This window comes from Aeromonas sp. 601039 (assembly GCF_049174415.1).
Lineage (GTDB): Bacteria > Pseudomonadota > Gammaproteobacteria > Enterobacterales > Aeromonadaceae > Aeromonas > Aeromonas veronii_A.
Window position 1 is genome coordinate 45,823 of record NZ_JAAKTL010000004.1, and the last position, 26,579, is coordinate 72,401.

Annotated in this window: 21 protein-coding genes; 12 read left to right on the forward strand and 9 right to left on the reverse strand. The window is 59.8% G+C overall.

Going from position 1 to position 26,579, the window contains the following annotated elements:
• Positions 1-84 precede the first annotated feature (84 nt).
• Positions 85-981, reverse strand: coding sequence for a 30S ribosomal protein S6--L-glutamate ligase (rimK, locus tag G5195_RS05120; RefSeq protein WP_005340088.1), 897 nt, complete (start codon positions 979-981; stop codon positions 85-87).
• A 231-nt stretch (positions 982-1,212) separates the two neighbouring features.
• Positions 1,213-4,908, reverse strand: a complete 3,696-nt coding sequence (metH, locus tag G5195_RS05125; RefSeq protein ID WP_421235939.1) for a methionine synthase — start codon at positions 4,906-4,908, stop codon at positions 1,213-1,215.
• Positions 4,909-5,124: 216 nt separating this feature from the next.
• Between metH and G5195_RS05130 the strand changes: the two genes are divergently transcribed.
• The 6 genes from G5195_RS05130 to melR all read left to right on the forward strand — a co-directional run bounded on the left by G5195_RS05130 (position 5,125) and on the right by melR (position 12,253).
• Positions 5,125-6,402 carry a cation:proton antiporter gene (locus G5195_RS05130; protein ID WP_019446508.1) on the forward strand — a complete coding sequence of 426 codons (1,278 nt, stop codon included), beginning with the start codon at positions 5,125-5,127 and terminating at the stop codon, positions 6,400-6,402.
• Between the two features lie 506 nt (positions 6,403-6,908).
• Positions 6,909-7,085: a hypothetical protein gene (locus G5195_RS05135; RefSeq protein WP_005340085.1), complete on the forward strand. Its 177-nt coding sequence runs from the start codon at positions 6,909-6,911 to the stop codon at positions 7,083-7,085.
• Positions 7,086-7,355: 270 nt separating this feature from the next.
• The gene (locus G5195_RS05140; RefSeq protein ID WP_421235910.1) at positions 7,356-8,378 is read left to right on the forward strand and encodes a LacI family DNA-binding transcriptional regulator; all 1,023 of its coding nucleotides are present in this window, start codon (positions 7,356-7,358) and stop codon (positions 8,376-8,378) included.
• Between the two features lie 114 nt (positions 8,379-8,492).
• Positions 8,493-9,956 carry a Na+/H+ antiporter NhaC gene (nhaC, locus tag G5195_RS05145; RefSeq protein WP_421235911.1) on the forward strand — a complete coding sequence of 488 codons (1,464 nt, stop codon included), beginning with the start codon at positions 8,493-8,495 and terminating at the stop codon, positions 9,954-9,956.
• Position 9,957: 1 nt separating this feature from the next.
• Positions 9,958-11,139: a MalY/PatB family protein gene (locus G5195_RS05150; protein WP_421172684.1), complete on the forward strand. Its 1,182-nt coding sequence runs from the start codon at positions 9,958-9,960 to the stop codon at positions 11,137-11,139.
• Positions 11,140-11,332: 193 nt separating this feature from the next.
• A complete protein-coding gene (gene melR, locus G5195_RS05155; RefSeq protein ID WP_421172683.1) occupies positions 11,333-12,253 on the forward strand; it encodes a transcriptional regulator MelR in 921 nt (306 codons plus the stop codon).
• A gap of 51 nt (positions 12,254-12,304) precedes the next feature.
• Here the strand turns inward: melR and G5195_RS05160 are convergent, their stop codons facing one another.
• From G5195_RS05160 to G5195_RS05180, 5 genes are all read right to left on the reverse strand, one after another.
• Positions 12,305-13,891 carry a hypothetical protein gene (locus tag G5195_RS05160; RefSeq protein WP_421235912.1) on the reverse strand — a complete coding sequence of 529 codons (1,587 nt, stop codon included), beginning with the start codon at positions 13,889-13,891 and terminating at the stop codon, positions 12,305-12,307.
• A gap of 58 nt (positions 13,892-13,949) precedes the next feature.
• Positions 13,950-15,350 (reverse strand): melibiose:sodium transporter MelB, encoded by a 1,401-nt coding sequence (gene melB, locus G5195_RS05165; protein WP_216952768.1) that lies wholly within the window; start codon positions 15,348-15,350, stop codon positions 13,950-13,952.
• Between the two features lie 44 nt (positions 15,351-15,394).
• Complete coding sequence (locus G5195_RS05170) at positions 15,395-16,747, reverse strand: alpha-glucosidase/alpha-galactosidase (protein WP_421222751.1); 1,353 nt, start codon at positions 16,745-16,747, stop codon at positions 15,395-15,397.
• Between the two features lie 202 nt (positions 16,748-16,949).
• Positions 16,950-17,459, reverse strand: a complete 510-nt coding sequence (locus tag G5195_RS05175; protein ID WP_421235913.1) for a GNAT family N-acetyltransferase — start codon at positions 17,457-17,459, stop codon at positions 16,950-16,952.
• A 130-nt stretch (positions 17,460-17,589) separates the two neighbouring features.
• Positions 17,590-18,411, reverse strand: coding sequence for an HDOD domain-containing protein (locus G5195_RS05180; protein ID WP_201937502.1), 822 nt, complete (start codon positions 18,409-18,411; stop codon positions 17,590-17,592).
• A gap of 169 nt (positions 18,412-18,580) precedes the next feature.
• Between G5195_RS05180 and G5195_RS05185 the strand changes: the two genes are divergently transcribed.
• Complete coding sequence (locus G5195_RS05185; RefSeq protein WP_042658108.1) at positions 18,581-18,844, forward strand: hypothetical protein; 264 nt, start codon at positions 18,581-18,583, stop codon at positions 18,842-18,844.
• 100 nt (positions 18,845-18,944) lie between these two features.
• Here G5195_RS05185 and G5195_RS05190 read toward each other — a convergent pair whose 3' ends face one another.
• The gene (locus G5195_RS05190; protein ID WP_302055900.1) at positions 18,945-19,091 is read right to left on the reverse strand and encodes a hypothetical protein; all 147 of its coding nucleotides are present in this window, start codon (positions 19,089-19,091) and stop codon (positions 18,945-18,947) included.
• Between the two features lie 290 nt (positions 19,092-19,381).
• Between G5195_RS05190 and G5195_RS05195 the strand changes: the two genes are divergently transcribed.
• Genes G5195_RS05195 through G5195_RS05215 form a run of 5 tightly spaced genes read left to right on the forward strand, consistent with a single transcriptional unit; the run spans position 19,382 to position 25,868 of the window.
• A complete protein-coding gene (locus G5195_RS05195) occupies positions 19,382-20,602 on the forward strand; it encodes a PAS domain-containing protein (protein WP_216952764.1) in 1,221 nt (406 codons plus the stop codon).
• 15 nt (positions 20,603-20,617) lie between these two features.
• Complete coding sequence (locus G5195_RS05200; RefSeq protein WP_216954502.1) at positions 20,618-20,989, forward strand: anti-anti-sigma factor; 372 nt, start codon at positions 20,618-20,620, stop codon at positions 20,987-20,989.
• 6 nt (positions 20,990-20,995) lie between these two features.
• Complete coding sequence (locus G5195_RS05205; protein WP_216952763.1) at positions 20,996-22,060, forward strand: ATP-binding SpoIIE family protein phosphatase; 1,065 nt, start codon at positions 20,996-20,998, stop codon at positions 22,058-22,060.
• Positions 22,061-24,727 (forward strand): response regulator, encoded by a 2,667-nt coding sequence (locus G5195_RS05210; protein WP_216952762.1) that lies wholly within the window; start codon positions 22,061-22,063, stop codon positions 24,725-24,727.
• Positions 24,666-25,868, forward strand: coding sequence for an HD-GYP domain-containing protein (locus G5195_RS05215; RefSeq protein WP_216952761.1), 1,203 nt, complete (start codon positions 24,666-24,668; stop codon positions 25,866-25,868). The genes G5195_RS05210 and G5195_RS05215 overlap by 62 nt, the downstream gene beginning before the upstream one ends.
• Here the strand turns inward: G5195_RS05215 and G5195_RS05220 are convergent.
• The gene (locus tag G5195_RS05220; protein WP_421172712.1) at positions 25,865-26,545 is read right to left on the reverse strand and encodes an ATP-binding protein; all 681 of its coding nucleotides are present in this window, start codon (positions 26,543-26,545) and stop codon (positions 25,865-25,867) included. The genes G5195_RS05215 and G5195_RS05220 overlap by 4 nt on opposite strands.
• Between the last annotated feature and the right edge of the window lie 34 nt (positions 26,546-26,579).

Consider the following 26,579-nt stretch of genomic DNA (forward strand, 5'->3'; position numbering starts at 1 on the left):
GCACCGCCAACCCACCAGCCAGCCAGATAGCAACAAGGCGCCCGAGGGCGCCCTGTTTCTATCTGACGGATGCAAGCCCGCGGCTCACTCCGCCGGTTTGTTCTTGCGGCTCGCCTTGAGTTCGAGGAACTCGATGATCTTGCCAGCCACATCCTTGCCGGAGGCGGCTTCCACCCCTTGCAGGCCAGGGGAGGAGTTGACCTCCAGCACCAGCGGGCCGCGGGCGCTGCGCAGGATATCGACCCCCGCCACATCCAGCCCCATGATCTTGGCGGCCTGTACGGCGGTCGCGCGCTCTTCCGGGGTGATCTTGATCGCCTCGGCGGTGCCGCCACGGTGCAGGTTGGAGCGAAACTCCCCCGGCTGGGCCTGGCGGCGCATGGCGGCAACCACCTTGCCGTTGACCACCAGACAGCGGATATCGGCGCCATTGGCCTCGCGGATATACTCCTGCACCAGAATGTTGTTGTTGGTCTGGATAAAGGCCTCGATCACGCTCTCGGCGGCTTTCTGGGTCTCGCAGAGCACCACGCCAATCCCCTGGGTTCCCTCCAGCAGTTTCACCACCAGCGGCGCCCCGCCCACCATGGTGATGAGGTCGGGCACGTCGTGGGTGCTGTGGGCATAGCCGGTGATGGGCAGGCCGATGCCGTGGCGGGAGAGCAGTTGCATCGCCCGCAGCTTGTCGCGGGAACGGCTGATGGCCACCGAGCTGTTGAGGGCCATGGTGTTCATCATCTCGAACTGGCGCAGCACGGCGGTGCCGTAGGCGGTAATGCTGGCCCCGATCCGCGGGATCACGGCGTCATAACTTCCCAGCTCCCCACCCTCGTAGTGAATGGAGGGGTTGTGGGAAGCGATATTCATATAGCAGCGCAGGGTGTCGAGCACCTCTACCTGATGACCGCGCGCCTGTGCCACCTCGACCAGACGGCGGGTGGAGTAGTTTTTCGGCTCACGGGATAAAATGGCGATCTTCATGACAATTCCGCTAGAAGGCTGTGCCTGGGCAGGATGGGGCGGGAGAGTATAAGGTGCCACAGCGCCAAGACAACGCCAATTGTTTATCCTGACAACAAGACAAACCACACCAAACCGCACGCTACCACATCACTGTGACCAACAGGTTAAACGGCGGCTCTGCGCAGGTTGTTCAACCCGTGCAAGGATGCCGCCGTTTCTCGTTAAAGATCAACCGGTGTCACGCGGGAGTCAGCTCAGGTTTGGCCCCAGCCAGCGCTCGGCCTCTGCCAGCGTCATCCCCTTGCGAACGGCGTAATCTTCCACCTGATCTTGCTGGATCTGCGCCACCGCGAAGTATTTGCTCTCGGGATGGGAGAAGTACCAGCCCGACACCGCCGCCCCCGGCCACATGGCGTAGGATTCGGTGAGCTGCATGCCGATGGCCTGCTCCACCTCCAGCAGTTCCCAGATGCTCCCCTTCTCGGTGTGCTCCGGGCAGGCCGGATAACCGGGGGCCGGGCGGATGCCCTGATAGTTCTCGCGAATGAGCTCCTCGTTGCTGAGGGCCTCGTCGGGAGCATAACCCCAGTGCCGCTTTCGCACCTGCTCGTGCAGATACTCGGCAAAGGCTTCGGCCAGACGGTCGCACACCGCCTGAATAAGGATGGCGTTGTAGTCATCGTGCTGCGCCTTGTAGGCCTTGGCGATGGCCTCCTCACCGATGCCGCCGGTCACCGCGAAGGCGCCGATCCAGTCGGGCTTGCCGCTCTCTTTCGGCGCCACATAGTCCGCCAGACAGTAGTTGGGGAAGCCCTGCTTCTCGCTCTGCTGGCGCAGGTGGTGCAGCACCTTGATGACCTCGGTGCGCGATTCGTCGCTGTAGACCTCGATGCTGTCCCCTACCGCGTTGGCCGGGAACAGACCGATCACCCCGGCGCAGCGCACGCTCTGATCCTTTTCCAGCTGATCCAGCATGGCGTTGGCATCGGCAAACAACCTGGTCGCCTCCTCGCCAATGATCTCGTCCTCAAGGATGCGTGGATACTTGCCCGCCAGCTCCCAGCTGAGGAAGAACGGCGTCCAGTCGATGTAGGGGCGCAGTACCGAAATGGCCACATCTTCGAACTTCTGCACCCCGAGCTCGCGGGGCTTGGGTGGCTGGTAGCCAACCCAATCCAGCTGATGCCGGTTGGCACGGGCATGGGCCAGACTGACCGGGCGGGAGCGCGGCTGCTTGCGGGCATGCTGATCCCGGGCGATCTCGTACTCCTTGTCGATGCGGGCGACAAACGCCTCCTTGAGATCCGGGCTGAGCAGGCTCTGGGCCACCCCCACCGCGCGGGAGGCGTTGGAGACATAGACCACAGGCTCCGAGTAGTTCTGCTCGATCTTCACCGCAGTGTGCGCCTTGGAGGTGGTGGCACCGCCGATCAAGAGCGGCAGCTTGAAGCCCTGACGCTCCATCTCCTTGGCCACGTGCACCATCTCGTCCAGCGACGGGGTGATGAGACCCGACAACCCGATGATATCGGCGCCGACCTCCCGCGCAGTCTTGAGAATGGTCTCGCAGGAGACCATGACCCCGAGGTCGACAATCTCGAAGTTGTTGCACTGCAGCACTACCCCGACGATGTTCTTGCCGATGTCGTGCACATCCCCCTTCACGGTCGCCAGCACGATTTTGCCGTTGCTGGAGCCACCCGACTTTTCTGCCTCGATATAGGGTTGCAGATAGGCCACCGCCCGCTTCATCACCCGCGCCGATTTCACCACCTGCGGCAGGAACATCTTGCCCGCGCCGAACAGGTCGCCGACCACGTTCATACCATCCATCAACGGCCCTTCGATGACGTGCAGCGGCTTCTCGGCGCCAGCGCGCGCCTCTTCGGTATCCTCTTCGATAAAGTCGGTGATCCCCTTGACCAGCGCGTGCTCCAGCCGCTTGCCCACCGGCCAGCTGCGCCACTCCTGATCCCGCGGATCCTCGGCCTGGGCACCGGCACCGCGATACTTCTCGGCGATGGCCAGCAGCTCCTCGGTGGCGTTGTCATTGAGGTTGAGCACCACCGCCTCGACCTTCTCTTTCAGCTCCGCCGGAATGTCTTCATAGATGGCGAGCTGACCGGCGTTGACGATCCCCATGTCCATGCCGTTCTTGATGGCGTGGTAGAGGAAGACGGCGTGAATGGCTTCGCGCACCGGCTCGTTGCCGCGAAACGAAAACGAGACATTGGAGACGCCGCCGGAGATCATGGCGTGGGGCAGGTGCGTCTTGATGTCCTTCACCGCCTCGATGAAGTCCACCGCGTAGTTGTTGTGCTCGTCGATGCCGGTCGCTACCGCGAAGATATTGGGGTCGAAGATGATGTCTTCCGGCGGGAAACCGACCTGATCCACCAGGATCCGGTAGGCACGTTGGCAAATCTCGAACTTGCGGGCACGGGTATCGGCCTGCCCCGCCTCATCGAACGCCATCACAATAACGGCGGCACCGTAGCGGCGCAGCAGTTTCGCCTGCTGAATGAACTTCTCCTCCCCCTCTTTCATGGAGATGGAGTTGACCACCGGCTTGCCCTGCACGCATTTGAGGCCCGCTTCCAGCACCTCCCACTTGGAGGAGTCGATCATCACGGGCACCCGGGCGATATCGGGCTCACCGGCGATGAGGTTGAGGAAGCGCACCATGGCCGCTTCGGCGTCCAGCATCCCCTCGTCCATGTTGATGTCGATGATCTGGGCGCCGTTCTCCACCTGCTGTTTGGCAACATCGAGCGCCTCGTCGTAGAGCCCCTCTTTGATCAGCCGTTTGAACTTGGCCGAACCGGTGACGTTAGTACGCTCCCCCACGTTCACGAACATGGATTCAGGGGTGATGATCAGCGGCTCGAGGCCCGACAACCGGCAAGCTACCGGCAGCTTGGGCAGCACACGCGGCTTGATGCCCGCCACGGCGTCGGCCATGGCGCTGATATGGGTCGGGGTGGTACCGCAGCAACCGCCGACCAGGTTAAGAAAGCCGCTTTGGGCCCACTCGCGGATATGCTCCGCCATCTCGACGGCATCGAGGTCGTACTCACCGAACGCATTGGGCAGACCGGCGTTGGGGTGGGCACTGACATGGGTCTCGCTGATGCGCGACAGCTCTTCCACATACTGGCGCAGCTCGTCTGGCCCGAGCGCACAGTTGAGACCGAACGAGACCGGTTTGACGTGGCGCAGCGAATGGTAGAAGGCTTCGGTGGTCTGGCCGGAGAGGGTACGACCGGAGGCATCGGTAATGGTACCGGAGATCATCACCGGCAGGCTGTAGCCCAGCGCCTCGAACACCCCTTCCACCGCGAAGGCGGCAGCCTTGGCGTTGAGGGTATCGAAGATGGTCTCGATCAGGATGATGTCGGCGCCGCCCTCGATCAGGGCATGGGTCGATTCGGTGTAGGCGGCCACCAGCTGGTCATAGGTGACGTTACGCTTGCCGGGATCGTTCACATCCGGCGAGATGGAGGCGGTACGGTTGGTAGGGCCCAACACCCCTGCTACGAAGCGCGGCTTGGCGGGATCTTTTGCCGTCCACTCGTCTGCCACGGCGCGGGCCAGACGGGCGGCTTCCCGGTTGATCTCGGCGGAAAACTCTTCCATCTCGTAATCGGCCATGGCGATACGAGTGGCGTTGAAGGTGTTGGTCTCGAGAATGTCGGCCCCGGCAGCGCAATACTGCTCGTGGATCTCGCGGATCACCGCCGGACGGGTCAGCACCAGCAGATCGTTGTTGCCCTTGATGTCGGTATGCCAGTCGGCAAACCGCTCACCCCGATAATCCGCCTCCCCGAGTTTGTAGCCCTGGATCATGGTGCCCATGGCCCCGTCGATGATCAGGATCCGCTCCCTGAGGCAGGCTTCCAGCTTCTTTGTTATGTCCGACTGCTTGCTCGGCTCTCTGCTCGACATTACGTTCGACACCGCGTGTTCCTCTTACATCCATGCAACTGCGTAAACAGCATCCTAACAGCAAACAAATAAAATGGAAATCTAGCCGTCTATCAGTCCAAACGTGCCACCATATACTCATTTATGGGTAATGAGTAACATAGGGCCCGAGAGTAACCTATGCCCGTCCTGCATAGGGATACGTGCTTGCTGTCTACCAACGAGAAAAAAATAACTATGAGCGTCTACTACACACTCTGTTTTCTGGCAGCGTTGGCGATTTTTATCGCCTTTGCCAACCAGTATGTTGTGAAGATCCAGACCACCATCGCCATTACTGCGGGCTCCATGCTGATCTCCGCACTGCTGGTGCTGTTTGGCAAACTGGGTTGGTTCAATCTGGAACCTCTTGCCGTCAAGACCATGGAGAGCATCGACTTCCAGAACTTCCTGCTGAAGGGGATTCTGGGCTTCCTGCTGTTCGCCGGTGGCCTTGGCATCAACCTCAAGGCGCTGCGTAGCCAGAAGTGGGAGATCACCATTCTGGCCATCATTGCCACCCTGCTCTCCACCTTCCTCATCGGCTACGGCTTCTGGTTTATCGCCAAGCTGCTGGGCTGGGAGTTGCCGCTGGTCTACTGCATGCTGTTCGGCGCGCTGATCTCCCCCACTGACCCGATTGCCGTCCTGGCCATCGTCAAGAAGATGAAGGCGCCACCCCAGATCGCCATCCAGATCGAAGGGGAATCCCTGTTCAACGACGGTGTTGGCCTCGTCATCTTCGCTACCGTGTTTGCCGTCGCCTTTGGCGGGGTCGAGCCCACCTTCGGTAGCGTGGCCGGTCTGTTCCTGCACGAAGCCCTCGGTGGCATCCTGTTCGGTGCCGTGCTGGGCCTCATCGCCCACGTGATGATCAGTGCCACCGACGACGGTTCATTGGAGCTGCTGCTGACCCTCTGCATCCCGACCGCCGGCTTTGCCTTTGCCAACATGATCGGCGTCTCCGGCGCACTGGCCATGGTGGTCACCGGCATCATGATCGGCAACTGGACCCGTCACTCCGGCTTCTCCGAGCAGAGCAGCCATCACCTGGATCATTTCTGGGAGTTGATGGACCAGTTCCTCAACGCCCTGCTGTTCCTGCTGATCGGTCTGGCGCTGGTACTGCTGGATCTCGCCTGGCGTGACTGGATCCTGCTGGTCATTGCGGTACCGCTCTGCCTGGGTGCCCGCTTTATCAGCGTGTCGCTGCCCTATGTGGCTTTCCGCCGATTCCGCAATTACAACACCTTCTCGGTACGGATCCTCACTTGGGGTGGCCTGCGCGGTGGTCTGGCCATGGCGATGGCGCTGGCACTCCCCTCCGGCGTCATGATGATCCCGGAACATGGCGTCGACCTGCGGGAGGTCATCCTAGTGATGACCTACTCGGTGGTGATGTTCTCCATCGTGGTGCAAGGCATGACCATCACCCCGATGATCACGGCCGCCAAGAAGGCCTGTGGCGACTACTGAGTCGGCCCACTGTGCTGGTTGCAGAATGAGAGAGGGCTCCCGTCGGGAGCCCTCTTTTTATGGCGGATAGATGCGAATATTTGCTGCTCATAGCCCCTTGATTACACAGAGGAAAAGCGTACTGACTTCAACATTGGCAAATTATTGTTTGCTTTTTATTCATTTCGAGGAGAGAATGCGCGTCGGCTAGTTAATCAGCCCTGTTTATGTTTATCCTGCAATGCTTCACCTCACGATGAATCCTGCCAGTACCCGCATAACCTTCTTCTGATTTACTCGCCTTGAGAACCGTCAGGCTGTCTGCCTGCGTTGCCCGGCTCTCACGGTGCAGACCCGATCTGCCCACCCAATTTGATTTATGCATCAGCATATTCCTTGAAAGTGCAGACGCCCTTTAACCGGGCTGGGTATTCCTGCGCGCTTGTCGTTCACCCAATCGACCGCGCCCATTGACCTGACATTTGCCAATACAAGGAGCAAACACCTAATTTATATAGAGAAATACCATGATGAAAGCAGTACAAACACACAAGCCCCTGCGTCGCAGCAAGCCCATCAACCTGCCTGTGCAAGAGCACGACAATGATGCGTTTCTGATCCAGTTCAGCACCCGCTTCAGCGGCGGTTTCGCCATCTCCTGTGATGGTATCGCTGGCGAGTTCTCCATCGAAGACCTCAACTGATCCTGCCTGCCCTCCGGCAGCGCCCGATGCAGACAGGCCGCAACTCACGGCGGCCTCTTTGCTTATCCCCCTCCGCCATCATCTGGTGATAGTACACCCCGCATCGTCTCTGCTCCTTCCCTTAGCCTCTTTATCTCATTCGCCTTGCAAACCACCAATGTGCCACTCCGATCACAAATCGCAGTAAAGCGAACCGCAAGAGGTAGCTGACATACCGAGTTGTCGTTATAAGAGAGCCCCTTATCTCCGGAGTATGAACAAGGCAATCAGATGGCCACCATCAGACAGGTCGCAACCCTCGCCAAGGTCTCGACGGCAACCGTCTCAAGAGTGATCAATAACTCTGCCCATGTTGAACCGGCGACCAGGGAACGGGTAGAGAAAGCAATGCGTGCGCTCGACTATCGACGCGACATGGCGGCAGTGGCTCTGGCAAAACGCAGCGGCAATATGCTCGGCCTGTTGACCGGCAATCTGGCCGATCCCTTCTTTGCCAGACTGGCCCGCGGAGTAGAAGCCATCAGCCGGCAGCACGGCTTTCGGTTGATGGTCTGTAGCGGGTCCCATCAAAGCGAGCAGGAGCAGTATGGGCTCGAGTTTCTGATCAATCAGGGCTGCGAAGCCATCGTTGCCCATACCACTCGCCTCTCTGACGAACTGCTGCTCCGTTACGCCTCACACATGCCAGCACTCATTCCCATCAATCGCTATCTGCCCGAGCTGGCTCACCGCAGTGTCTGGCTGGACAACCGGGCAGGCACCCGAGCCGCCGTCGACCATCTGGTGGCTCAAGGTCATCGCCGGATCGGCTTCATCACCTGTGATTTGCCCATCGCCGATCGGCAGCTCCGCCTGGAGGGATATGAGCAAGGAATGGCTCACTATCATCTGGCACTCAAACCACAGTGGGTTATCAGCCAGCCCTTTACCGAGGAGGGGGGCGAACAGGCGGCGGCGCGCTTGCTTGCTGAGTGCCCCGAGGTAACCGCCGTGCTCACTTTCAACGATGTGATGGCGGCAGGCATGATGTCGCACCTGAGAAAATGCGGGCGACGGATCCCTGAAGACCTGTCGATTATCGGGTTCGATGACATCATGCTGGCCCGCTACCTCTACCCGACACTGACCACTCTGCACTACCCCATTGAGACCATGGCCAAACGGGCTGCCGAGCTGGCCATCACCCGACTGCAACAGCAGGCCCCGGGCCCGGAGATCCATGAGTTCACCCCTGCACTGGTCATTCGTGAGTCGGTTATGCCCCTGACGCAACCTCCCCTTCTGCGACCATGATCACGTTCCAGAACACCATGTAACCGGTTACATGGCTGGCGTGCAAGGCTCACATTTCCACCAGGCTGCTCGCCCCACAATGGCGCCATGTTCTGAAGCGATGGATCAACTGTGATGAAACAAGAGAGAAAGACCCTGACCCTGGGGCTTGCCACATTACCCATTCTGGTGATGCTGGGGCTCCTGATCGTTGGCTATGTTCTGATGGGATTGCGCATTGAGCCACTGCTCCTGCTGTCCGCCATCTTCACAGCACTGCTCGCCTGCTGGCAGGGATATAGCTGGGACGAGATCATCCAGTCCATCGTCCAGAAGCTGGCCAAGGCGATGCCGGTCATTCTGATCCTGGTCTGTGTGGGTGGATTGATTGGCTGCTGGATGTTCAGCGGCACCATCCCTTACATGGTCTATTGGGGGCTCAAGCTGATCAGCCCGCAATACATTCTCATTGCGGCCTTCTTCATCACCAGCCTGGTCTCGGTCTGTACCGGTACCTCCTGGGGATCAGCGGGCACCGTCGGGGTAGCCCTGATGGGGGTTGCGCACGGTCTGGATGTTTCGCTGGCAGCGGCAGCCGGGGCGGTGGTGTCAGGCGCCTATTTCGGCGACAAGATCTCTCCTCTCTCCGATTCGACCAACTTCGCCGCCATTGTGGCCGATACCACCCTCTACGCCCATATCCAGCACCTGCTCTGGACCACGCTGCCCAGCTTCCTGCTGGCTGCCGGCGTTTTCTTCGTCGCCGGTTTTTCAGTCATCGGTGAAGAGGTGGCCACACCGGAGAAGGTCATCACCATCCTGTCCACACTGGAGCAGCTCTACCACTTCAATCCTCTCCTGCTGCTGCCCCCGCTGATTGTGCTGTGGGGGGCGATCGCCAAGAAGCCCACTATTCCCTTGATGCTGCTGGCCAGCGCCATCGCCATTATCCTCGGGATTACGTTGCAGGGATTGCCGCTACAGTCCGGTTTCAATGCCCTGATCGACGGCTTCAACCTCACCATGTTCACCCCGCTGGGTCATGACGTCAGCCAGCTGCTCCCCGATATCCCCCGCCTACTCAATCGCGGTGGCATGTTCTCGATGATGAGCACCATTCTGCTGGTCTTCTGCGCCTTCTCCTTTGCCGGTGTACTGACCCTGACGGGGGCACTCAACCTCATCATCAATCGCCTGCTGACCCTTATTCACTCCACTGGCCAGTTGATCGCCTCGACCATTGCCACCACCCTGCTGGTCACCGGTGCCACCAGTGACGGCAAGCTGGCCCTGCTCATCCCGGGCGAGCTGTTTCAGGACGCCTACCGTCGCATGGGGCTGGATACCAAGAACCTCTCCCGCACCATAGAGGATGCGGGCACCGTGATTGAGCCCCTGATCCCCTGGACGGCTGCTGGTGTCTATATGGCGGGCACCCTTGGCATCCCGACGCTCGATTACCTCCCCTGGGCCATCCAGTGCTATGCCGCCCTTTTCTTTGCCCTGGGCTACGGCTTTACCGGTATTGGCATCGCCCATGCAGACCGGAAAGAGGTGACAGGGGAGCCGCGGACCATGACAGTGGCGGAGGAGCGATAAGATGCCGGAGCACAACTTTGACCAAGTGATTGATCGCCACAATACCAACTCCATCAAATGGGACTGTATGCCCCAGTACCTTGGCATCGACGGCAGCGATCTGCTACCCATGTGGGTATCCGATTTCGACTTTGCCTGTCCACCAACCGTGCAGCAGGCACTGCAACGGCGGGTCGCCCACGGCGTATTCGGATACAGCGAGCGACGGGATGACTACTTCAGCGCCATACAACAGTGGTTTGCCCGGCGCCATCAGATCACCATAGAACGGGAGTGGATCCACTCCGTCGAGGGGGTGATCCCCGGCATCTCGCTGCTACTGCAAATGCTGACACAACCCGGAGAAGGGATTGTTGTCCAGGGCCCCTGTTATGGTTCCTTTGCCAAGATCATCGCGCTGAACGAGCGACGACTGCTAGATAACCCGTTGCTGCGAAAAGGGAATCGCTACGAGATGGATCTGCCGCAGCTGGCACGTCTCTTCATGGTGGAGCGCCCCGCCATGATGATCCTCTGCAATCCCCACAACCCGACCGGCAGGAGCTGGACGTTCACCGAGCTCTATGAACTGGCGACCCTGTGCCAGCAGCACGGCGTGACGCTGGTATCAGACGAGATCTGGGCCGATCTGCAACTGGCTGGCCATCGGCACACCTCGGTGCTCTCCCTGCCGCCCCATTTGCTGCCCAACATGGTGGTGGCGACCTCTGCCAGCAAGAGCTTCGGTCTCTCCTCGCTGCGCATCTCCAACTTCATCATCCCGGATCCTGCGCTGCGCCAGCGCTTCAAACAGCGTCTCGATGCCCATGGTCTGGATGTATTCAATGCGCTCTCCATGGAGGCTGCCACTGCGGCCTATCAGCACGGCGAGGCATGGCTAAACGGGCTGCTCGCCTATCTGACAGATAATCGCCACTGGTTTGCCGAGCAACTGGCAACCCGGTTGCCCCGTCTGCAACTGATGGAGGCCGATGCCACCTATCTGGCCTGGATCGATTGCCGCCAGCTGGAGCTGGATGACGATGAGCTGAAACAGCGGCTTATCGAAGAGGCGAGAGTTGTCCCGTCGATGGGGATCGGCTTTGGCAAAGGGGGGCAGGGCTTTATTCGCCTCAATCTGGGCTGCCCGCGCAGCTATCTGGAACAAGCACTCACCGGACTGGAGCGGCTGGTGTCCAGATAAAATCGCAGAGCAGGGGACAACAGGGGTAGAGCATGCCGCCCCGCTGTCTCCTGCATCCCCCAACTGTGAGTTCACCGGCAGTTTCCCGCTCTGGTGCACCACAAGATGCAATAACGGAACGACCGCCACAGGCAGAGACTCGGAATGGTGATACAAACAGGGTCTCTTCAATCCACCTGATAACGATGCCTGCATGATGACGAAGCTTGAACGCCCCTACTTTTCCAGCGTGCACGAGACCGATGAGGGGCTAAGCAGCCCCCTCTCGCTCTACTCCGTTTATGAGGCGATCGATGTGGAACTGCGGGCTCCCCACGAGATGGCCGGTTACCACTGGCATGGCCAGGTGGAAGTCAACATCCCGTTCGACGGTGATGTGGAGTACACCATGAATGGCCAATCCTTTACCCTGGCGGCAGGGCATGCAGGGTTGTTCTGGGCGGCCATCCCCCATCAGCTGACCCGTATCGGCCACTGCTCGCAGATGGGCCTCATCAATATACCGATCCATCTGTTTCTCTCCTGGCCCATCAATCGGGAGCTGCTGAATCAGGTCACCCATGGCGGCGTACTGCAGTCGCGATCAGCCATGCTGGTGAGCGAGTTTGAACTGACCCGCTGGGTCACGGAGAGCCGGATGGATGACCCTGGCCGTCAGCAACTGGTTGCCGACGAGATCTGCCTGATGTTGCGGCGCCTAGGGCTGGATGGCTGGAGCCGCCTGCTCGCCAACCACAGCAATCAGGGGACGACGACGGGTGCCTCAAAACACTCCCAGTTCCATGTGCAGCAGATGCTCGAATACATTGCCGCCCACCATGATGCCCCGCTCACCACCAGGGAGCTGGCCGATCATGTTGGGTTGCACCCCAACTACGCCATGGGGCTGTTTCAGAAGGTGATGCAGATGAGCATCAAGCAGTACGTCACCGCGATGCGGATCAACCATGCCAGAGCCCTGCTCAGCGATACCGACCGCACCATCCTCGATGTCGCACTGACGGCAGGTTTCAACTCCAGCAGCCGCTTCTATGAGACCTTCCAGCGTTATCTGGGGCTGACACCGAGTCGCTACCGCCAACTGAGTCGGGAACGGGCCAACTCTTCGCAGTAAATTCCCAAATAAAAAAGGGGCTCACGCCCCCCTGACTCAATCTCTCACCGCTTAGCGGGACGGTACCGATACATTCACTCGTCCACCCGGCGGCACAGTCACCTCGACCGCACTCACAGTGACTCCGTTGAGGCGCTGCATACTCGCCTTGCGCAGCTTGCCATCCACCAGCAGGAATCCGTGGTTGCCCGGGAAGCGGGCCTCCCAGAACAGCGCGCGCGGCCCCGTGTTGCCCAACTTGCTGGCGGTAACGCCCTCATGGCGCAGTGACAACCGGTGGGCCCCGACCGGCAGTTGCTCGATGGCTACCCAGTCGATGAAAGCGGGCAATCGGGACAGGGTTGCCACCCGGTGCGCGGCCGCATCCGGCTCAACCCCCATCATCCCCTCCACGGTCTGCGACACCAGCGTAAAGGAGATCTCCGGATAGTCGCCATTGGTGCCCTGACTAGGCCGCTCATGGGGGAGATTTCGCTTGGCCAGAATGTAGCGCATCCAGCGCCACGCCTCCTCGTTGCGCTGATAGGGGAAATAGGTATCCGGCAGATAGGTGTAGGCCTCGATGTTGGCGGGTGCCTGTGGTGTCGAGCCGATCCCCTCGCCCACCATCTCGCTGATAAAGTCGAGATAGCGGTCATTGCGCGGCCCCGGCTCAGATAGCCGCTTCATCGGAATAAACCAGCTGTTCTCCTTGCCAAAATCGTTGCGCTTGCTGAGATTGCTGTCGAGTATGCGGGCATAGTGGCCCTGCTCATCCCCGGCAACCCGGCTCCACTCCTCGTTGAAGTAGCGCTTCAGCAGCACCGCCTTGCGCTGCCAGACTTGCGCCGCCCGCTTTTCACCGCGAGCCTGCAGCATGGCGGCATAAGCCAGCGTCGCCTGATACTGGGAGCCGATGGCATCGGCTGCCTCTATCGGGTGCTCGCCCCGCTCGTTGTAGGTGCAGGATCCCTGGAAAATACCTCCCTTGCCCTCGGCGATCCCGTTGGGGTGCTGCTCATCATGCAGCGCGATGAAGTCGGTCAGCACCTTGCCGTAAAAGGACCACAGCTCGGGATCCTCGATATAGCGGCGATCGCCGCTCCAGAGGTAGGCGTGGTAAGCCTTCTCCACCAACTCGAACTGGGCGGGCACCTCGCGCACGAACCAGCTGTCATCCTTGTAGTCGATGGTGTGGGGAGAGCCATCAAAGTTGAAGGCCCAGAGGGTATACCACTTGCGCGCGTCGGTGGCATTGCGAGCAAACACCTTGAACATCGAAAAGTTCTCGGCGCGCCAGCCAGCAATCTCGGCACCGGCAACCTGATGGGCAAAGTCGCGTCCGTAAAAGGCCGTGCGATCGTAATAGCCGGCCCAGTATGAGGGGATGTAGTCATGCAGGCCGGTGCCATCCCCCTCCGGGTGGTACTCGTCCTTGTTGGTGACGCCACGCTGGCCGGTCATGATGAACTGCGCCGTTTTGGCGGCCGCCCAGTTGAATCCTTCTGCCAGTTCGGTGCTGGAAGAGCTGAGATGCACGGCCGGTTGCGATGCTGCCTCCACTCCGGCGGCGACCGCCGGCTGCGCACAGAGGGTAGCGATGCCTGCCGCCATCATGGCGCATGAGAGACGGGCCCGGCGACTCATTGGATATCCCATGTTCAACTCCTTTGATGATGAACGCCGACCCCAAGGTCGGCGTTATAGGTGAAAGAGATCAGCTGGCCGCCGCCTGCGCCTGCTTGGCCTCGATACTTTCGGATTCATATTTGCACATCAGATGATCTACCACCTTGCTCTGGTAGTGGCCGTTGAGCTTGTAGAAGCGGAAGTAAACAAACAGGGTCAGGGCAAAGAAGATGGCCGGCAGCACCACCATGATGGCCTGCATGCCGAAGAGGGTTTCGGCACTCTGCACCGCATTGGGGACATAACCGACCAGAGTCAACATGACACCGATGAAGAAGCCGGCGAAGGCCGAGCCAGCCTTGACCACCATGGTCTGCACCGAGTAAGCGATGCTCTCGTTGCGGGTGCCAAGCTTGTACTCGCCATAGTCGACCGTGTCGGCGACCATGATCACCTGTAGCACCCAGAACAGGGCGGTACCTATGTGGAGCAGGATGCCGGAGAGGATGATCAGCGCGACATTCTGGGGAGCAATGAAACCGATATACATCAGCATCAGGCAGCTCGTTATGGGGCAGAGTGAGGCCAACGCCCAGAGCACCCGCCGCGAGATGAAGCGGGCCAGCCGCGGGAAGATCATCAGGGTGATCAGGTTGGCGATGCCCCCGTACATCATGAAGCTGGGAAAGAGGGACTCCTGACCAATCACATAGGTAAAGTAGTAGATGGCGAAGGCGGTGATGGTGTTGTTCGCCACGTTGTAGCAGAGCGCCATAAACAGCACGCTGGTGAGCTGATCGTTGCGGAAAATAAGCTTGACCGAATCCATGATGGTGGTGCGCTGCTGACTGACAGTGGGGGTCGCGGCCGAGCTGTAGCGCTCCTTAACATTGCGCAGGGTGACCAGGGTCGAGACAAGAAAGAAGGCGACCAGGATGAAGGTGAACATCAGAAAACCGTGGGCCTTGTCCCCCTGGCCAAAATAGTCCACTACCTTGAGGCCGATGGCACCGGTAATAAGCCAGGAGAGACTGGCAAAGAAGCGGGGATAGGGAACCAGTGCCTCGCGCTCGTGCTTATCGATGGTCAACGTTGGCACCAGCGACCAGAAGGGTATATCCATCAGGGTATAGGTCATGCCCCACAGGATGTAGGTGATGGCCACATAGACGAGCAGGGCCGTCCCTTCGAAATAGTGGGCACTGAACACCATCACCAGGGCGATGGAGTTGACCACTGTACCGATCAGTATCCAGGGTTTGAACTTGCCCCAACGGCTACGGGTATTGTCGACAATCCACCCCATGATGGGGTCATTGACCGCATCCCAAATCCTGGCAATCAGAAAGATGGTGCCGACGAAGGCAGCCGACACCCCCACCACATCCGTGTAGTAGAACATCAGGTACATGTAGACGATGCCGATGGCAAAATCCTTGCCGAAGGCCCCGAAGCCATAGCTCAACTTGGTTTTCAGCGAGACGCTCATGGTTTATCTCCTTGGGGATTAAGCCCCCCGCAGGGGACTCTTGCTCAGCCGTGAATCCACTCCGGCAACCAGCCGCGGTGGGCTTCAATCAGTTCGTCGATCAGGGCGTAGATCTCGTCCATGCCAAGCACTGCTGCGGTGTGGGGGTCGAGCAGGGCTGCATGGTAGATGCTTTCCCGCTTGCGCTCGGTGATCGCTTCGGTGACTAGCGCCTGCACGTTGATGTTGGTGCTCATCAGGGCGGCCAGATGGGTTGGCAGCCGACCGATGGCGGTGGGCTGAATGCCGTTGGCATCCACCAGACAGGGCACCTCCACGCAGCAGCCATCCGGCAGGTTGGTAATGAGGCCGTCGTTTCTGACGTTGCCATAAATGACGCTGGGCTGACCGCTCCAGAGGGAGTTGATGATGACGCTCGCATACTCGTTCGATTCGGGCACCTCGACCCGTTCGGCCTGACGATAGGCAGTGAGGTCATCCTGCCAGCGGGCAATCTGCTCGACGCAGCGCTTGGGATACTCGTCTAGCGGCACCTTGTAGCGCTCGATGAGATCAGGGCGCCCCGGCTTGATGAAGTAGGGGGTGTACTCGGCAAAGTGTTCGGAGGATTCGGTAACGAAGTAACCAAACTTCTTGAACAGCTCGTAACGCACCAGATTCTGGCAACGCTGGTTGTGGTGCAGGCCGGGCTTAGGGGCAGTCCCCGCTTCATAGGCAGCCAGCAGCTCGGGATAGAGATTGACGAATTCGCCGCTCTCCAGCTGACGCTCAAGGGTCAAATAGAAGGCCATGTGGTTGATACCGGCACAGCGATAACGCAAGGTCGTCGGATCGATGCCGAGATCACGGGCCAACTCGTGCGCCGTTCCCTGCACCGAGTGGCACAGTCCCACCTGCTTGATATGAGGGAACTGTTGATACATGGCCCAGGTGTTCATCGCCATCGGGTTGACGTAGTTGAGCATGGTGGCGTCGGGGCACACCTCGCTCATTACCTCGCACACCCGCCAAAGATGAGGGATGGTGCGCAGTGCCCGCATGATGCCGCCGGGCCCAAGCGTATCGGCAATGGTCTGTTCGAGACCGTGGCGTTTGCACACCTCGAAATCGGTCACGGTACAGGGCTCGTAACCGCCGATCTGGAAAGCAACGATGACAAAGTTGGCCCCTGCCAGCGCAGGTTTCAGCTCGGTATGGCAACTGAGCAGCCCCTTGGCACCGCTGGAATCCATCAGCTTGCGCACCACAATCTGGGACTCTTCCAGCCGCTGTGGATCTATGTCCATCAGGGAGATGTTGGCATTTTTCAGGGCCGGTTTGTGAAACACATCCCCTAGGATGTTCTTCACAAAGATGGTAGAGCCTGCGCCGATAAAGGTGATATTGGGAGTTCTCATGTCCATTGCTCCAATGACGGTGAAACCAGTGTGCCTACTATGCAGGGCTGGTCCCGTCAGGTGCGTCTCGCTTACGGAACAGAGACTCCCAAAAACTCATTTTTGATGGGCTGGCTGACAAGATCTTAGAAAACGGGACACTTGTTCCCGAAAGTGGGACTCCCCTCTCCTGGCATCGACCGGCTCGCAGACAGCCGGAACGTTACTCCGTTACCCCGGATTCGAGCAGCAGGCACTCATCGGCATCTTCGCTCAATTTGACCAGTCGACTGTGCACCAGCCCCAGCTTGGCCAGCAGGCCGATGGATCGCTCGTTGCCCGGAGTGACGATGGCAACTACCTGCCCGATCCCCAACCGGCTTTTGCCATCGGCAAGGGTGGCCTGTGCCGCTTCAATGGCGTAGCCCTGGCCACGATATTGCGGCAGGAAGGCGTAACCGATATCGACCTGCTCCAGGGTATCGCGCTTGATCAGACCGCAGATACCGAGGCTGGCACCGTCATCCTTGCGCTCCACCAGATAGAGCCCGTGACAATAGCGGGCATAGCTGACTGCCGGCCCCTGCTGGATATACTCCTGCGCCTGTTCGAGGGTGCGAATGCCCCGATCACCGATGTAGCGATAGAAGTCACCGTCATTGAGCAGCTCAAGGATGAAGGGGGCGTCGGTGGCGATCATTTCGCGCAGGACCAGGCGGGAGGATGCAATCATGGCAAGGGCTCTCAAACGGAAAGTGAAGGGCAAAGAGTGCCCCGTCACTCCCGGGCTGGCAAGCCTGTGGCACCATCACTCATACAAAAGGGGCCGCAGTGCGACCCCTGACGAGATGGGAGAAACGGGCTCAGGCGGCCAGCAGTCCGGCATAGCCGTTGCCCTGCTCGCGCAGCGCAGTGAACTGGGCAGCGCAATCGGCCCAGCTCAGCCCCAACGCATCTGCCACCTTGTGGGGCCACTCAGGGGGCGCCTCTTCCCCCACATCGGACTGGGCCGCCAGCACAATGGCCAGATGGATCAACCCGGCCTCGGCGGAAAATACCTTGGCCAGCATGGGATTGTAGTGATACTCCACCGCATTGCTGATGGTATCGGGAAACTTCCAGTAACGAGCCATGGCCGCCCCGACCTGGGCATAGTTGAAGCCAACCACCAGCTCTTCTGCCTTGGCCCGCCCCTTGTGCAGCTCCAGATCGTGAATGTGGTGGACAGTGTTTTCAGGCAGCCCCACGTGCATCACCAGCCGGCCAAGATCGTGCAGCAGAGCGCAGGTAAAAACCTCATCTCCCTTCATCCCTTTCTTCACCGCCAGACGGCGGGCCAGTTCAGCCACGTTGAAGACGCAGCCCCAGAAATGTTTGAGATCAATGCCGGGCACGGCCTTGACCGATTCGGTGAGCCCGCAGGCCAGCACCATGTTGCGCACCATCGCCAACCCCAGCCGCACCGCGGCTTCATTGACGGTGCCGATCTGACGACTGCTGCCGAATTTGGCCGAGTTGGCCAGCCGCAGCAACTTGGCGGAGATGACAGGGTCCTTGTTGATCAACTTGCTGATCTTCAGCAGATCCGGATCCTTTTCATTGAAGGTCTGGATCAAATCGCGCATCACTTCCGGGATCTGGGGCAGTAGCTTGGGCTCAGCCAGCAGGGAATCTATCGTGGGCATAGGCGTGTCCATCCATGTTATCTGTGTTCCAACCTGTTTGCCTTGGCAAACTCTTCCTAATTATGGGTAACAAATGGCCTCCTCATCGGATTGTTTATTCGCTGGCCATTCAAGGTGTTAGTCACATTCAGGCTATACTGGCCGCCACATTCACTGTTGCGGATATCCCATGAACGACACTCAGGAATTTTTTGACGAAGAGACGCTGCTGGAGATGGTGGAGAACCAGCTCAACGATGGTCACCCTCCCCATGTGAAGGCGACCCTGATGCGGCTGGTGATGAAGGGCACCCCGCGGGAAGAGGCGTTGCAATATATCGCCTGCGCCCTAGGGGCCGAGCTGATGGCGATGGAGGCCGATCAGGGCCCCTTCAATCTGACCCGCTACGGCGAATTCCTCGACAGCCTGCCCGAGATGCCGTGGGCTGACTGATAACCGGAGCTGACCAAGGCGCTACGCCTTTGCATGACTCCTTAAAAACAGAAGGGCGGGCGCCAATGGCCCCGCCCTTGTTGTATGGATCCGCTCCGGATCAGAACTGGGAGTTGATGACCACCTCTTCCCCCAGCGCCCCTGCCAACGGCAGTGGTCGATAGCTGGAGTTGGCGGCCCGCAGCAGCCGAATGCCGCGAATGCCGACCTCCTGCGCCGCCTTGATATCACCGTAGAAGAGCGTCATCTGCTTATCCTTGAGCCACTGCACCTTGGTGTTCTGCCCCGCTGGCCACCGGCGAAGATCACCGGATTGAGCTGGTCGGCCGGAATATTCATGGTCTGCTGCAGGATCTGGCTCACGGTCTCGGTCTTGGTGGCTAGCCCCCCATTTTATCCGCCCGGGATAAGCCTCCACCAACCAGGATATGACAAGCCTCTTTTGACCCTAGATATCGGCTGGAAGAGCCAGAGTGGGCTATAACTGCTTAACACCCGCTATTGATATCAAAATCAACGACTCTCTCTGGAGATGCCATGGACGCGCACACTTCCTCTTCCAATACCACAGGTTCGGCCCCTTCCACTCATCATGCCGGGATAGACACCCTCGATCAGGTGCTGGTACGGCTCGAACTCTCGCCAGAGGGGCAGATCCTTGATGCCAACCCGCGATTTCTGAGCCTCATGGGCTACACGCTAGATGAGCTCTCCGGCAAGCACTACGGCATGCTGCTCTCCCCGGACCAGGTGCAATCCGCCACACATGACACCTTTCAGGCCGCACTGCGCAGCGGCTCCTCGCAGGAGGACGAGCTTCACCTGCTGGACAAGCCGGGGCGGGATGTCTGGATCCGTGGAGCCTGCAGCCCGGTTCTGGATGACAATGGACAACTATCTCGTATGACTCTGTACGCCATGGATCTGACCGGGCAGAAGCAGCTCACGGCCAGCTTCGAGGGCCAGCTCAATGCGCTGAGCCGGGTCATGGGCAAGGTCGAGTTTTCGCTGGAGGGCACCATACTGGATGCCAATCCACGCTTTCTCGACATAGTGGGTTACCAGCTGGAAGAGCTGAAAGGGCAACACCACAGGCTGCTGGTTGACCCAGACTACGCCCAGTCGGCGGATTACCTCGCCTTCTGGGACACGCTGCGCCGGGGCGAGTTTCTGGCTGGCGAATTCTGCCGCCTGAACAAGCAGGGACAGGAGGTATGGATCCAGGGCTCCTACAACCCCGTGCTGGATCTGAACGGCAAGCCCAGTAAAATCGTCAAGTTTGCCACCGACATCACGGCACAGGTGGAGCAGCACCGCCAGCTCAAACAGGCGATGGTGGAAGCGGAAGAGGCCGCCAGAGTGCGCGAGGAGCTGCACAAGTCTCTGCAAGAGATGTCGACCCCTGTCACCCCTATCTGGGACGGGATCCTGCTGCTGCCACTGGTTGGGATCATCGACTCCATGCGCACTGCCGACGTGATGAACAAGTCGCTCACCAAGATTGCCGAAACCCGCGCCCGGGTCTTTGTGCTGGATATTGCCGGAGTCGCCACCGTGGACACTGGCGTCGCCAACCAGCTGATCAAGATCACCAAGGCGACCCAGTTTATGGGCTGTGAAGCCATCATCTCGGGAGTCTCCCCCGCCATTGCCCGTACCATGGTGGAGCTGGGGGTGTCGGTCGGTGACGTCCGTACCACAGCGACCCTGAGAGACGCCTTCGAAATAGCGCTCAAACGGGTTGGCTCAGCCCTCTAGGTCGCGGCAATGACCATGCAGCTCAACAACGATCTTGGCATCGCCGATATGGCCGACTGCATAGTAGTCAGCATGCGCCCCGATCTCGGAGACGACGGCATGCAGATGCTGATGCAGGCCCTCTCCCAGCGACTGGTACACGGGCGTCACCATGCAGTCTTGCTCGACTTCTCCGGCGTCATGCTACTGGATCACCATGAATTCAGACAGGTTTGCAAACTTGCCGAGGTGTGCCGTCTGTTGGGTGCCACCTGCCTGCTGGTAGGGCTCAATGCCGGGATCGCCGCATTTCTGGCGCTAGCCGAGGCACAGCCCGGGCCACTGCGCTGCTTCATCGACATGGACGACGCTTTTGCCCATGTCAGCCGCCTCCAGGGCGAGGAGTAAACCGCCATGATACAAGAGCATGCGACCCGGGAGGCCAGCTATCCGCTACGCCACGATATCGATCTGCACCTGGCTGTGATGTCGGTTCGTCGGCTCCCATTTATCGCCAACCTATCCGACGTGGATCGCGCCATGCTCTCCACCGTGGTCTCCGAACTTGGCAGCAATATCCTGAAATACGCCGGGCAGGGGGAGATCACCCTGATGCTCCATCACCCGAAGGGGAGATCCTGCATCGACATCATCGCCCGTGACAAAGGGCCCGGCATATCGGATGTCTATCAGGCCCTGCAGGATCACTACAGCACTTCCGGCACCCTGGGACTGGGACTGCCCGGCGTGCGGCGCATGATGTCAGAGCTCACCATCAGCACACCGCCGGAAGGGGGCACCCTGGTGCAGGCGCGCAAATGGCTGGGTTCTGTACCCTCGGTCCCACGTCTCATCACGCCCACCCAACAATGGGGGCAGGCAGGTCTGACACTGGTCTGGGCTAGCGAAAACAGACCCTGTTATCCGGAAAAGGTCTCCGGCGATCTGGTCTTTATCCGGCCCACATCCGACGGCGTCTTGCTGGTACTGATCGATGTCAGCGGCCACGGCTCCTCGGCCAACAAGCTGGCACTGATACTGCAAGAGGCGCTGCAAAACACCCCTGAACAGGAGCCGGCACCTCTGCTGCAGCTGTTGCACCAACACTGCATCGGTACCCGGGGAGCGGCCGCTGGCATAGCCCTGGTCAACAGTGAACGGGGTGAACTGAGCTACGCCGGCATCGGCAACACCCGCATCTGTCTGCGCGGCCATGACCTCTGGCGCGGTATCTCCCGTGATGGGGTGCTGGGGGAGCGCTTCCCCACCCCCTTGCTGCAACGGCAGCCCATCAAGCCGGGGGATGTGCTGATGCTCTATTCGGATGGCATCAGCGAGTCACTCAACCTGCGTGACGGCGCACTGGATCTGGGGGCTGATCCCGTCATTCTGGCCCGTCAAGTCATAGACCATAGTGGGCGCAGCACCGACGATGCGAGCTGTATTGTGCTGCGGGTACAACCAGAGAAGGAGCGCTAGATGCGGCAGCTGATCGGTGATATCAGGCTCTCTGGCCCGACGGCAGCCCTCACCGCCAGACGCAAGGTGATCCAGGTGCTCACCTGCATCGACAAGAGCCCCACCTTCGTGGCGCCGCTGGCGGGTACCACCTCGGAGCTGGTGCGCCAGCTGACGGCAACCATCGACTCACTGCAACTCCAGCTTTGGCTGGAGAGCAATACGCGGGAGCTGTGGGTCTCCCTCTCGGCCGACGAGCCACTGCAGCACAACGCACCCGGTGCAACCCATGGCAGCATCCGGCTGGTTCCTCATGCTGACACCGCCATCGCTCTGGTATGCCACCTGCCACACTGGCCCGATGACGCTCTGCTGTTGCAGATGCAGCAGCAGTTCGCTGAACCGACCCGGGATGAGCTGTTCGCCGTGATGCAGACCAAGAATCAGGAGCTGGAGCAGGCCTATGAGCTGGCAGAAAGCGCAACCCGGGCCAAAAGCGATTTTCTCGCCAACATGAGCCATGAAATCCGCACCCCGATGAACGCCATTCTGGGTATGGCCCACCTCGCCCTGCAAACACGCCTCGACTCGCAGCAGGCTGATTATCTGGGCAAGATCCAGCGCTCGGCCCATCACCTGCTCGGCATCATCAACGATATCCTCGACTTCTCCAAGATCGAGGCGGGCAAGCTGGATCTGGAGCAGATCGAGTTCGATCTCGACCATGTGCTGGAAAATCTGGCAACCCTGGTGGGCGAGAAGGCCGAAGCCAAAGGCATAGAACTGCTGTTCGAGGTCGATCACCAGCTAGACACCCTGCTCTATGGCGATCCCCTGCGGCTCGGCCAGATCCTGATCAACTACGCCAACAACGCAGTCAAATTCACCGAGCAGGGGGAGATACTGGTCAAGGTCACTTGTCTGGAGAAACGACCGCAAGAGGTGCTGTTGCACTGCTCGGTGCAGGACACGGGGATCGGCATGAGCCAGGAGCAGCAGCAACGGCTGTTCCAGTCTTTCCAGCAGGCGGACAGCTCCACCACCCGCAAATACGGCGGCACCGGCCTCGGGCTCGCCATCTCCCGCGAACTGGCGGCACTGATGGGAGGGGAGGTCGGCGTGCAGAGCGAACCGGGCAAGGGAAGCACTTTCTGGTTTACTGCCCGACTCGGCCGCGGCAGATACCGCTCACGCTATCTGCCAAGTCTGGATCTGCGTGGCCGCCGCATACTGGTGGTCGACGACAGTGCCAGCGCCCGCACCATACTGGCTGCCCTGCTGCGCAGCATGAGTTTCGTGGTCGACACCGCCGAATCGGGTCAGCAAGGGCTGCAGATGATCGCCTGTGCCGAGCAGGAAGGTAACGCCTACGAGGTGGTGCTGCTGGATTGGCACATGCCCGGGCTGGATGGCATAGAGACGGGGCGCCGCCTCATCGCCCGCGGCCTTGGCAAGCGGCTTTATCGGGTCATGGTGACAGGTTATGGGCGGGAAGAGATTTTTCGCGAAGCAGAGGCCGCCGGCTTTGATAGGGTGCTGGTCAAACCAGTCTGTGCCTCTGTGTTGTTTGATACCATCATTGGGCTGTTCGGCCAGCAAACCACGGCGACTGCCTTGAAGCCCACCCAGCCTACCCACAACTATCGCTTCGAGGGACTCCGTATACTGCTGGCAGAAGACAACGAGCTGAATCAGCAGGTGGCCATGGAACTGCTGCGAGCGGCGGGCATCGACGTCAGCATTGCTGCCAATGGTGCCATTGCTCTGGAAATGGCTGCGCAACAACCATACGACCTGATCCTGATGGACATGCAGATGCCGGTGATGGATGGACTGACTGCCACCCGTCAGTTGCGCCAGCAAGAGAGCGAAGGGCACCACACTCCGATCCTCGCCATGACGGCCAATGTCATGGCCGGTGACCGGGAACGCTGTCTGGCGGCCGGTATGGATGACCACATCGCCAAGCCCATCGACCCCGACAAGCTTTATGCCGCACTGCAGTGCTGGGCCCCTGCCTTCAGCGTTGAAACCGATGCAATACCCAAGAGCGCACCTTCACCACAGCACCAGCCATTGCAGCCTCAGTTAAGAGCGCTCGGACTCAATGCCGAAGCCGCCCTGCAACGGCTGATGTACAACTGGGGGTGGTATCAGGATCTGCTGCAACGATTTGCCCAACAGGGCACCCGGCCCATGCAGAGCCTGATCGCCGCCCTGCAGAAGAACGACCGGGAGGAGGCCCATCGTCAGGCCCATACCCTCAAGGGGATTACCGCCACTCTGGGCGCCGAACCACTGCGGGGTATCTCGGCCAGGCTGGAGAGTGCACTCTCCCGGGGGGATGACACCACCAGCCTGCTTCCACTGGCGGAACAGGGGCTGCAGATGCAGCAGCAACTGAGCGATGGCCTACAGGCCCTGCTACCCACCCAGACCACAGCCGACCTGCCGGAGCAAGAACAAGTCGACCTGGCGCCCCTGCTGGCGCAGCTGATCCGGCTGCTGGCGGAAGATGATGCCGGAGCTCTGACCCTGTTCCAGCAGCATCAGCAGCAGCTGACGAGAGTGCTGGGAGAGACGGCATCCAGGATGGCTGACGCCATTACCGGCTTCCGTTTTACGGATGCACTTGCACATCTGCAACGAGTCCGGGCCCTCAGGCCCGATCTGTTCAACCAAGAGTGAGGGCACCACCATGCTCAACCTGCTGGATCCCGATACCAAGCCCACCCTGCTGGTGGTCGATGACACCCCTGAAAACCTCTCATTGCTCAGCGCCTTGCTCAGCCCACAATACCGGGTCAAGGTCGCCATCAGTGGCCAGCGGGCACTGGAGATACTGTCATCAGACTCCCGGGTAGATTTGATCCTGCTTGATGTCGTGATGCCCGGGATGGATGGTTATCAGGTGATGCAGGCACTGCAGGAGATGCCGCAGGCACGGCATATTCCGGTGATTTTTCTGACTGCCAAGGTAGAGGAGAGCGCCGAGGCACATGGACTGGCTCTCGGCGCCGTGGACTATATTCACAAGCCGATCTCCCCCGCCATCGTGCTGGCCCGCGTCAGAAACCACCTTGAGCTGAAGGCGGCACGGGATCTGCTACATGACCAAAATGCCTATCTGGAGCAGGAGGTGGAACGACGCACCCGAGAAAACGAGCTGATCCAGAACATCACCATCCACTCCCTCGCCTCTCTGGCCGAAACCCGGGACAACGAGACCGGCAACCACATTCTGCGCACCCAGCATTATGTGAAGCTATTGGCGGAAACTCTCTGCGAGCACCCTCGCTTTCGTGCCGAGCTGACCCCCAAGACAATAGAGCTGCTGTTCAAGTCGGCCCCCCTGCACGATATCGGCAAAGTCGGCGTACCGGACCGGATCCTGCTCAAACCTGGCAAACTCGATGAAGATGAGTTCGCCCAGATGAAACACCACTCCACCCTTGGCAAGGAGGCCATAGTCCACGCCGAGGAGGCACTGGGGGTAGAGGTGGAATTTCTGAGACTGGCCAAGGAGATCGCCTGCTACCACCACGAGAAGTGGGATGGCACCGGCTACCCCTACGGTCTGATAGGAGATGAGATTCCCCTCTCGGCCCGACTGATGGCGCTAGCAGATGTGTACGATGCCTTGATCAGCAAGCGGTGTTACAAGGCAGCCATGACCCATGCAGAGGTGGTGCCCATCATTTTGGCGGGAAGGGGCAACCATTTTGATCCCGACATCACGGATGCCTTCGCTCACATCCACGTGCAATTTCACGAGATCGCGCTGCGCTACAACGACGACAAGAGCGATCAGGAGGCCAAACTCGACTAGGTGCTGGAATCAGCAGGCAACAAGTCAGTGAAGATGAAACCATCGCGCTCCACCGTCTTCCCCGTGCAGATCGCCAGCGGGCGCAGAAACATGGGGCCATCATAGGCCAGAGTGTGAAACTCGCCGTTCTCGCCGCACGGATCGACCCCCGCCGGCTGCGCCGCCAGCAGTGCCTCGTCAAAATCGTGGCCACCCAGGCTGGCATCCAACTTGTTCGGGTCGAGAGCACTGATCCGCGCCTTCAACCCAGCGGCCACCATCTGCGACGCCAGTTCACGGGTATTGCTGCCCCACAGCGGGAACAGTGGTTCGATGCCGGTGCCTGCCAGCTGCTTTTCACGGTAGGCGCGCACATCCTCAAGGAACAAGTCGCCAAAGGCCATATGGCGGATCCCCTGTGCCACCACATCGGCGATAAAGCCGGTCATGATGCGGGCGTAATCCTCGTTGCTGCAGGGCCAGGGCAGATCGATGGTGATGAGGGGCAGCCCGACGCAGGCGGCCTGTTCGGTCAACAGCTGCTTGCGCACCCCGTGCATCGCCACCCGCTCGAATGCCTGATTGAGGGTGGTAAACAGCCCCACCACCTCGATGGCGGGATCCTGCCGCAACTGATGCAGAGCCCATGCGCAATCCTTGCCGCTGCTCCAGGAGAGCAGTACCCGTTTCTTTTCCATCATTCCTCCGCCAGCGGGGCATTCGGATTGCCCC

Coding starts and splice junctions, on each gene's coding strand:
- melR (WP_421172683.1), top strand. CDS start 11,333: ATGATGACGAAGCTTGAACGCCCCTACTTTTCCAGCGTGCACGAGACC.
- G5195_RS05150 (WP_421172684.1), top strand. CDS start 9,958: ATGCCGGAGCACAACTTTGACCAAGTGATTGATCGCCACAATACCAAC.
- G5195_RS05215 (WP_216952761.1), top strand. CDS start 24,666: ATGCACTTGCACATCTGCAACGAGTCCGGGCCCTCAGGCCCGATCTGT.
- G5195_RS05185 (WP_042658108.1), top strand. CDS start 18,581: ATGAACGACACTCAGGAATTTTTTGACGAAGAGACGCTGCTGGAGATG.
- G5195_RS05205 (WP_216952763.1), top strand. CDS start 20,996: ATGATACAAGAGCATGCGACCCGGGAGGCCAGCTATCCGCTACGCCAC.
- melB (WP_216952768.1), bottom strand. CDS start 15,350: ATGAGCGTCTCGCTGAAAACCAAGTTGAGCTATGGCTTCGGGGCCTTC.
- G5195_RS05210 (WP_216952762.1), top strand. CDS start 22,061: ATGCGGCAGCTGATCGGTGATATCAGGCTCTCTGGCCCGACGGCAGCC.
- G5195_RS05135 (WP_005340085.1), top strand. CDS start 6,909: ATGATGAAAGCAGTACAAACACACAAGCCCCTGCGTCGCAGCAAGCCC.
- metH (WP_421235939.1), bottom strand. CDS start 4,908: ATGTCGAGCAGAGAGCCGAGCAAGCAGTCGGACATAACAAAGAAGCTG.
- G5195_RS05170 (WP_421222751.1), bottom strand. CDS start 16,747: ATGAGAACTCCCAATATCACCTTTATCGGCGCAGGCTCTACCATCTTT.
- G5195_RS05140 (WP_421235910.1), top strand. CDS start 7,356: ATGGCCACCATCAGACAGGTCGCAACCCTCGCCAAGGTCTCGACGGCA.
- G5195_RS05175 (WP_421235913.1), bottom strand. CDS start 17,459: ATGATTGCATCCTCCCGCCTGGTCCTGCGCGAAATGATCGCCACCGAC.
- G5195_RS05130 (WP_019446508.1), top strand. CDS start 5,125: ATGAGCGTCTACTACACACTCTGTTTTCTGGCAGCGTTGGCGATTTTT.
- G5195_RS05220 (WP_421172712.1), bottom strand. CDS start 26,545: ATGGAAAAGAAACGGGTACTGCTCTCCTGGAGCAGCGGCAAGGATTGC.
- G5195_RS05180 (WP_201937502.1), bottom strand. CDS start 18,411: ATGCCCACGATAGATTCCCTGCTGGCTGAGCCCAAGCTACTGCCCCAG.
- G5195_RS05190 (WP_302055900.1), bottom strand. CDS start 19,091: ATGACGCTCTTCTACGGTGATATCAAGGCGGCGCAGGAGGTCGGCATT.
- G5195_RS05195 (WP_216952764.1), top strand. CDS start 19,382: ATGGACGCGCACACTTCCTCTTCCAATACCACAGGTTCGGCCCCTTCC.
- G5195_RS05200 (WP_216954502.1), top strand. CDS start 20,618: ATGCAGCTCAACAACGATCTTGGCATCGCCGATATGGCCGACTGCATA.
- G5195_RS05160 (WP_421235912.1), bottom strand. CDS start 13,891: ATGGGATATCCAATGAGTCGCCGGGCCCGTCTCTCATGCGCCATGATG.
- rimK (WP_005340088.1), bottom strand. CDS start 981: ATGAAGATCGCCATTTTATCCCGTGAGCCGAAAAACTACTCCACCCGC.
- nhaC (WP_421235911.1), top strand. CDS start 8,493: ATGAAACAAGAGAGAAAGACCCTGACCCTGGGGCTTGCCACATTACCC.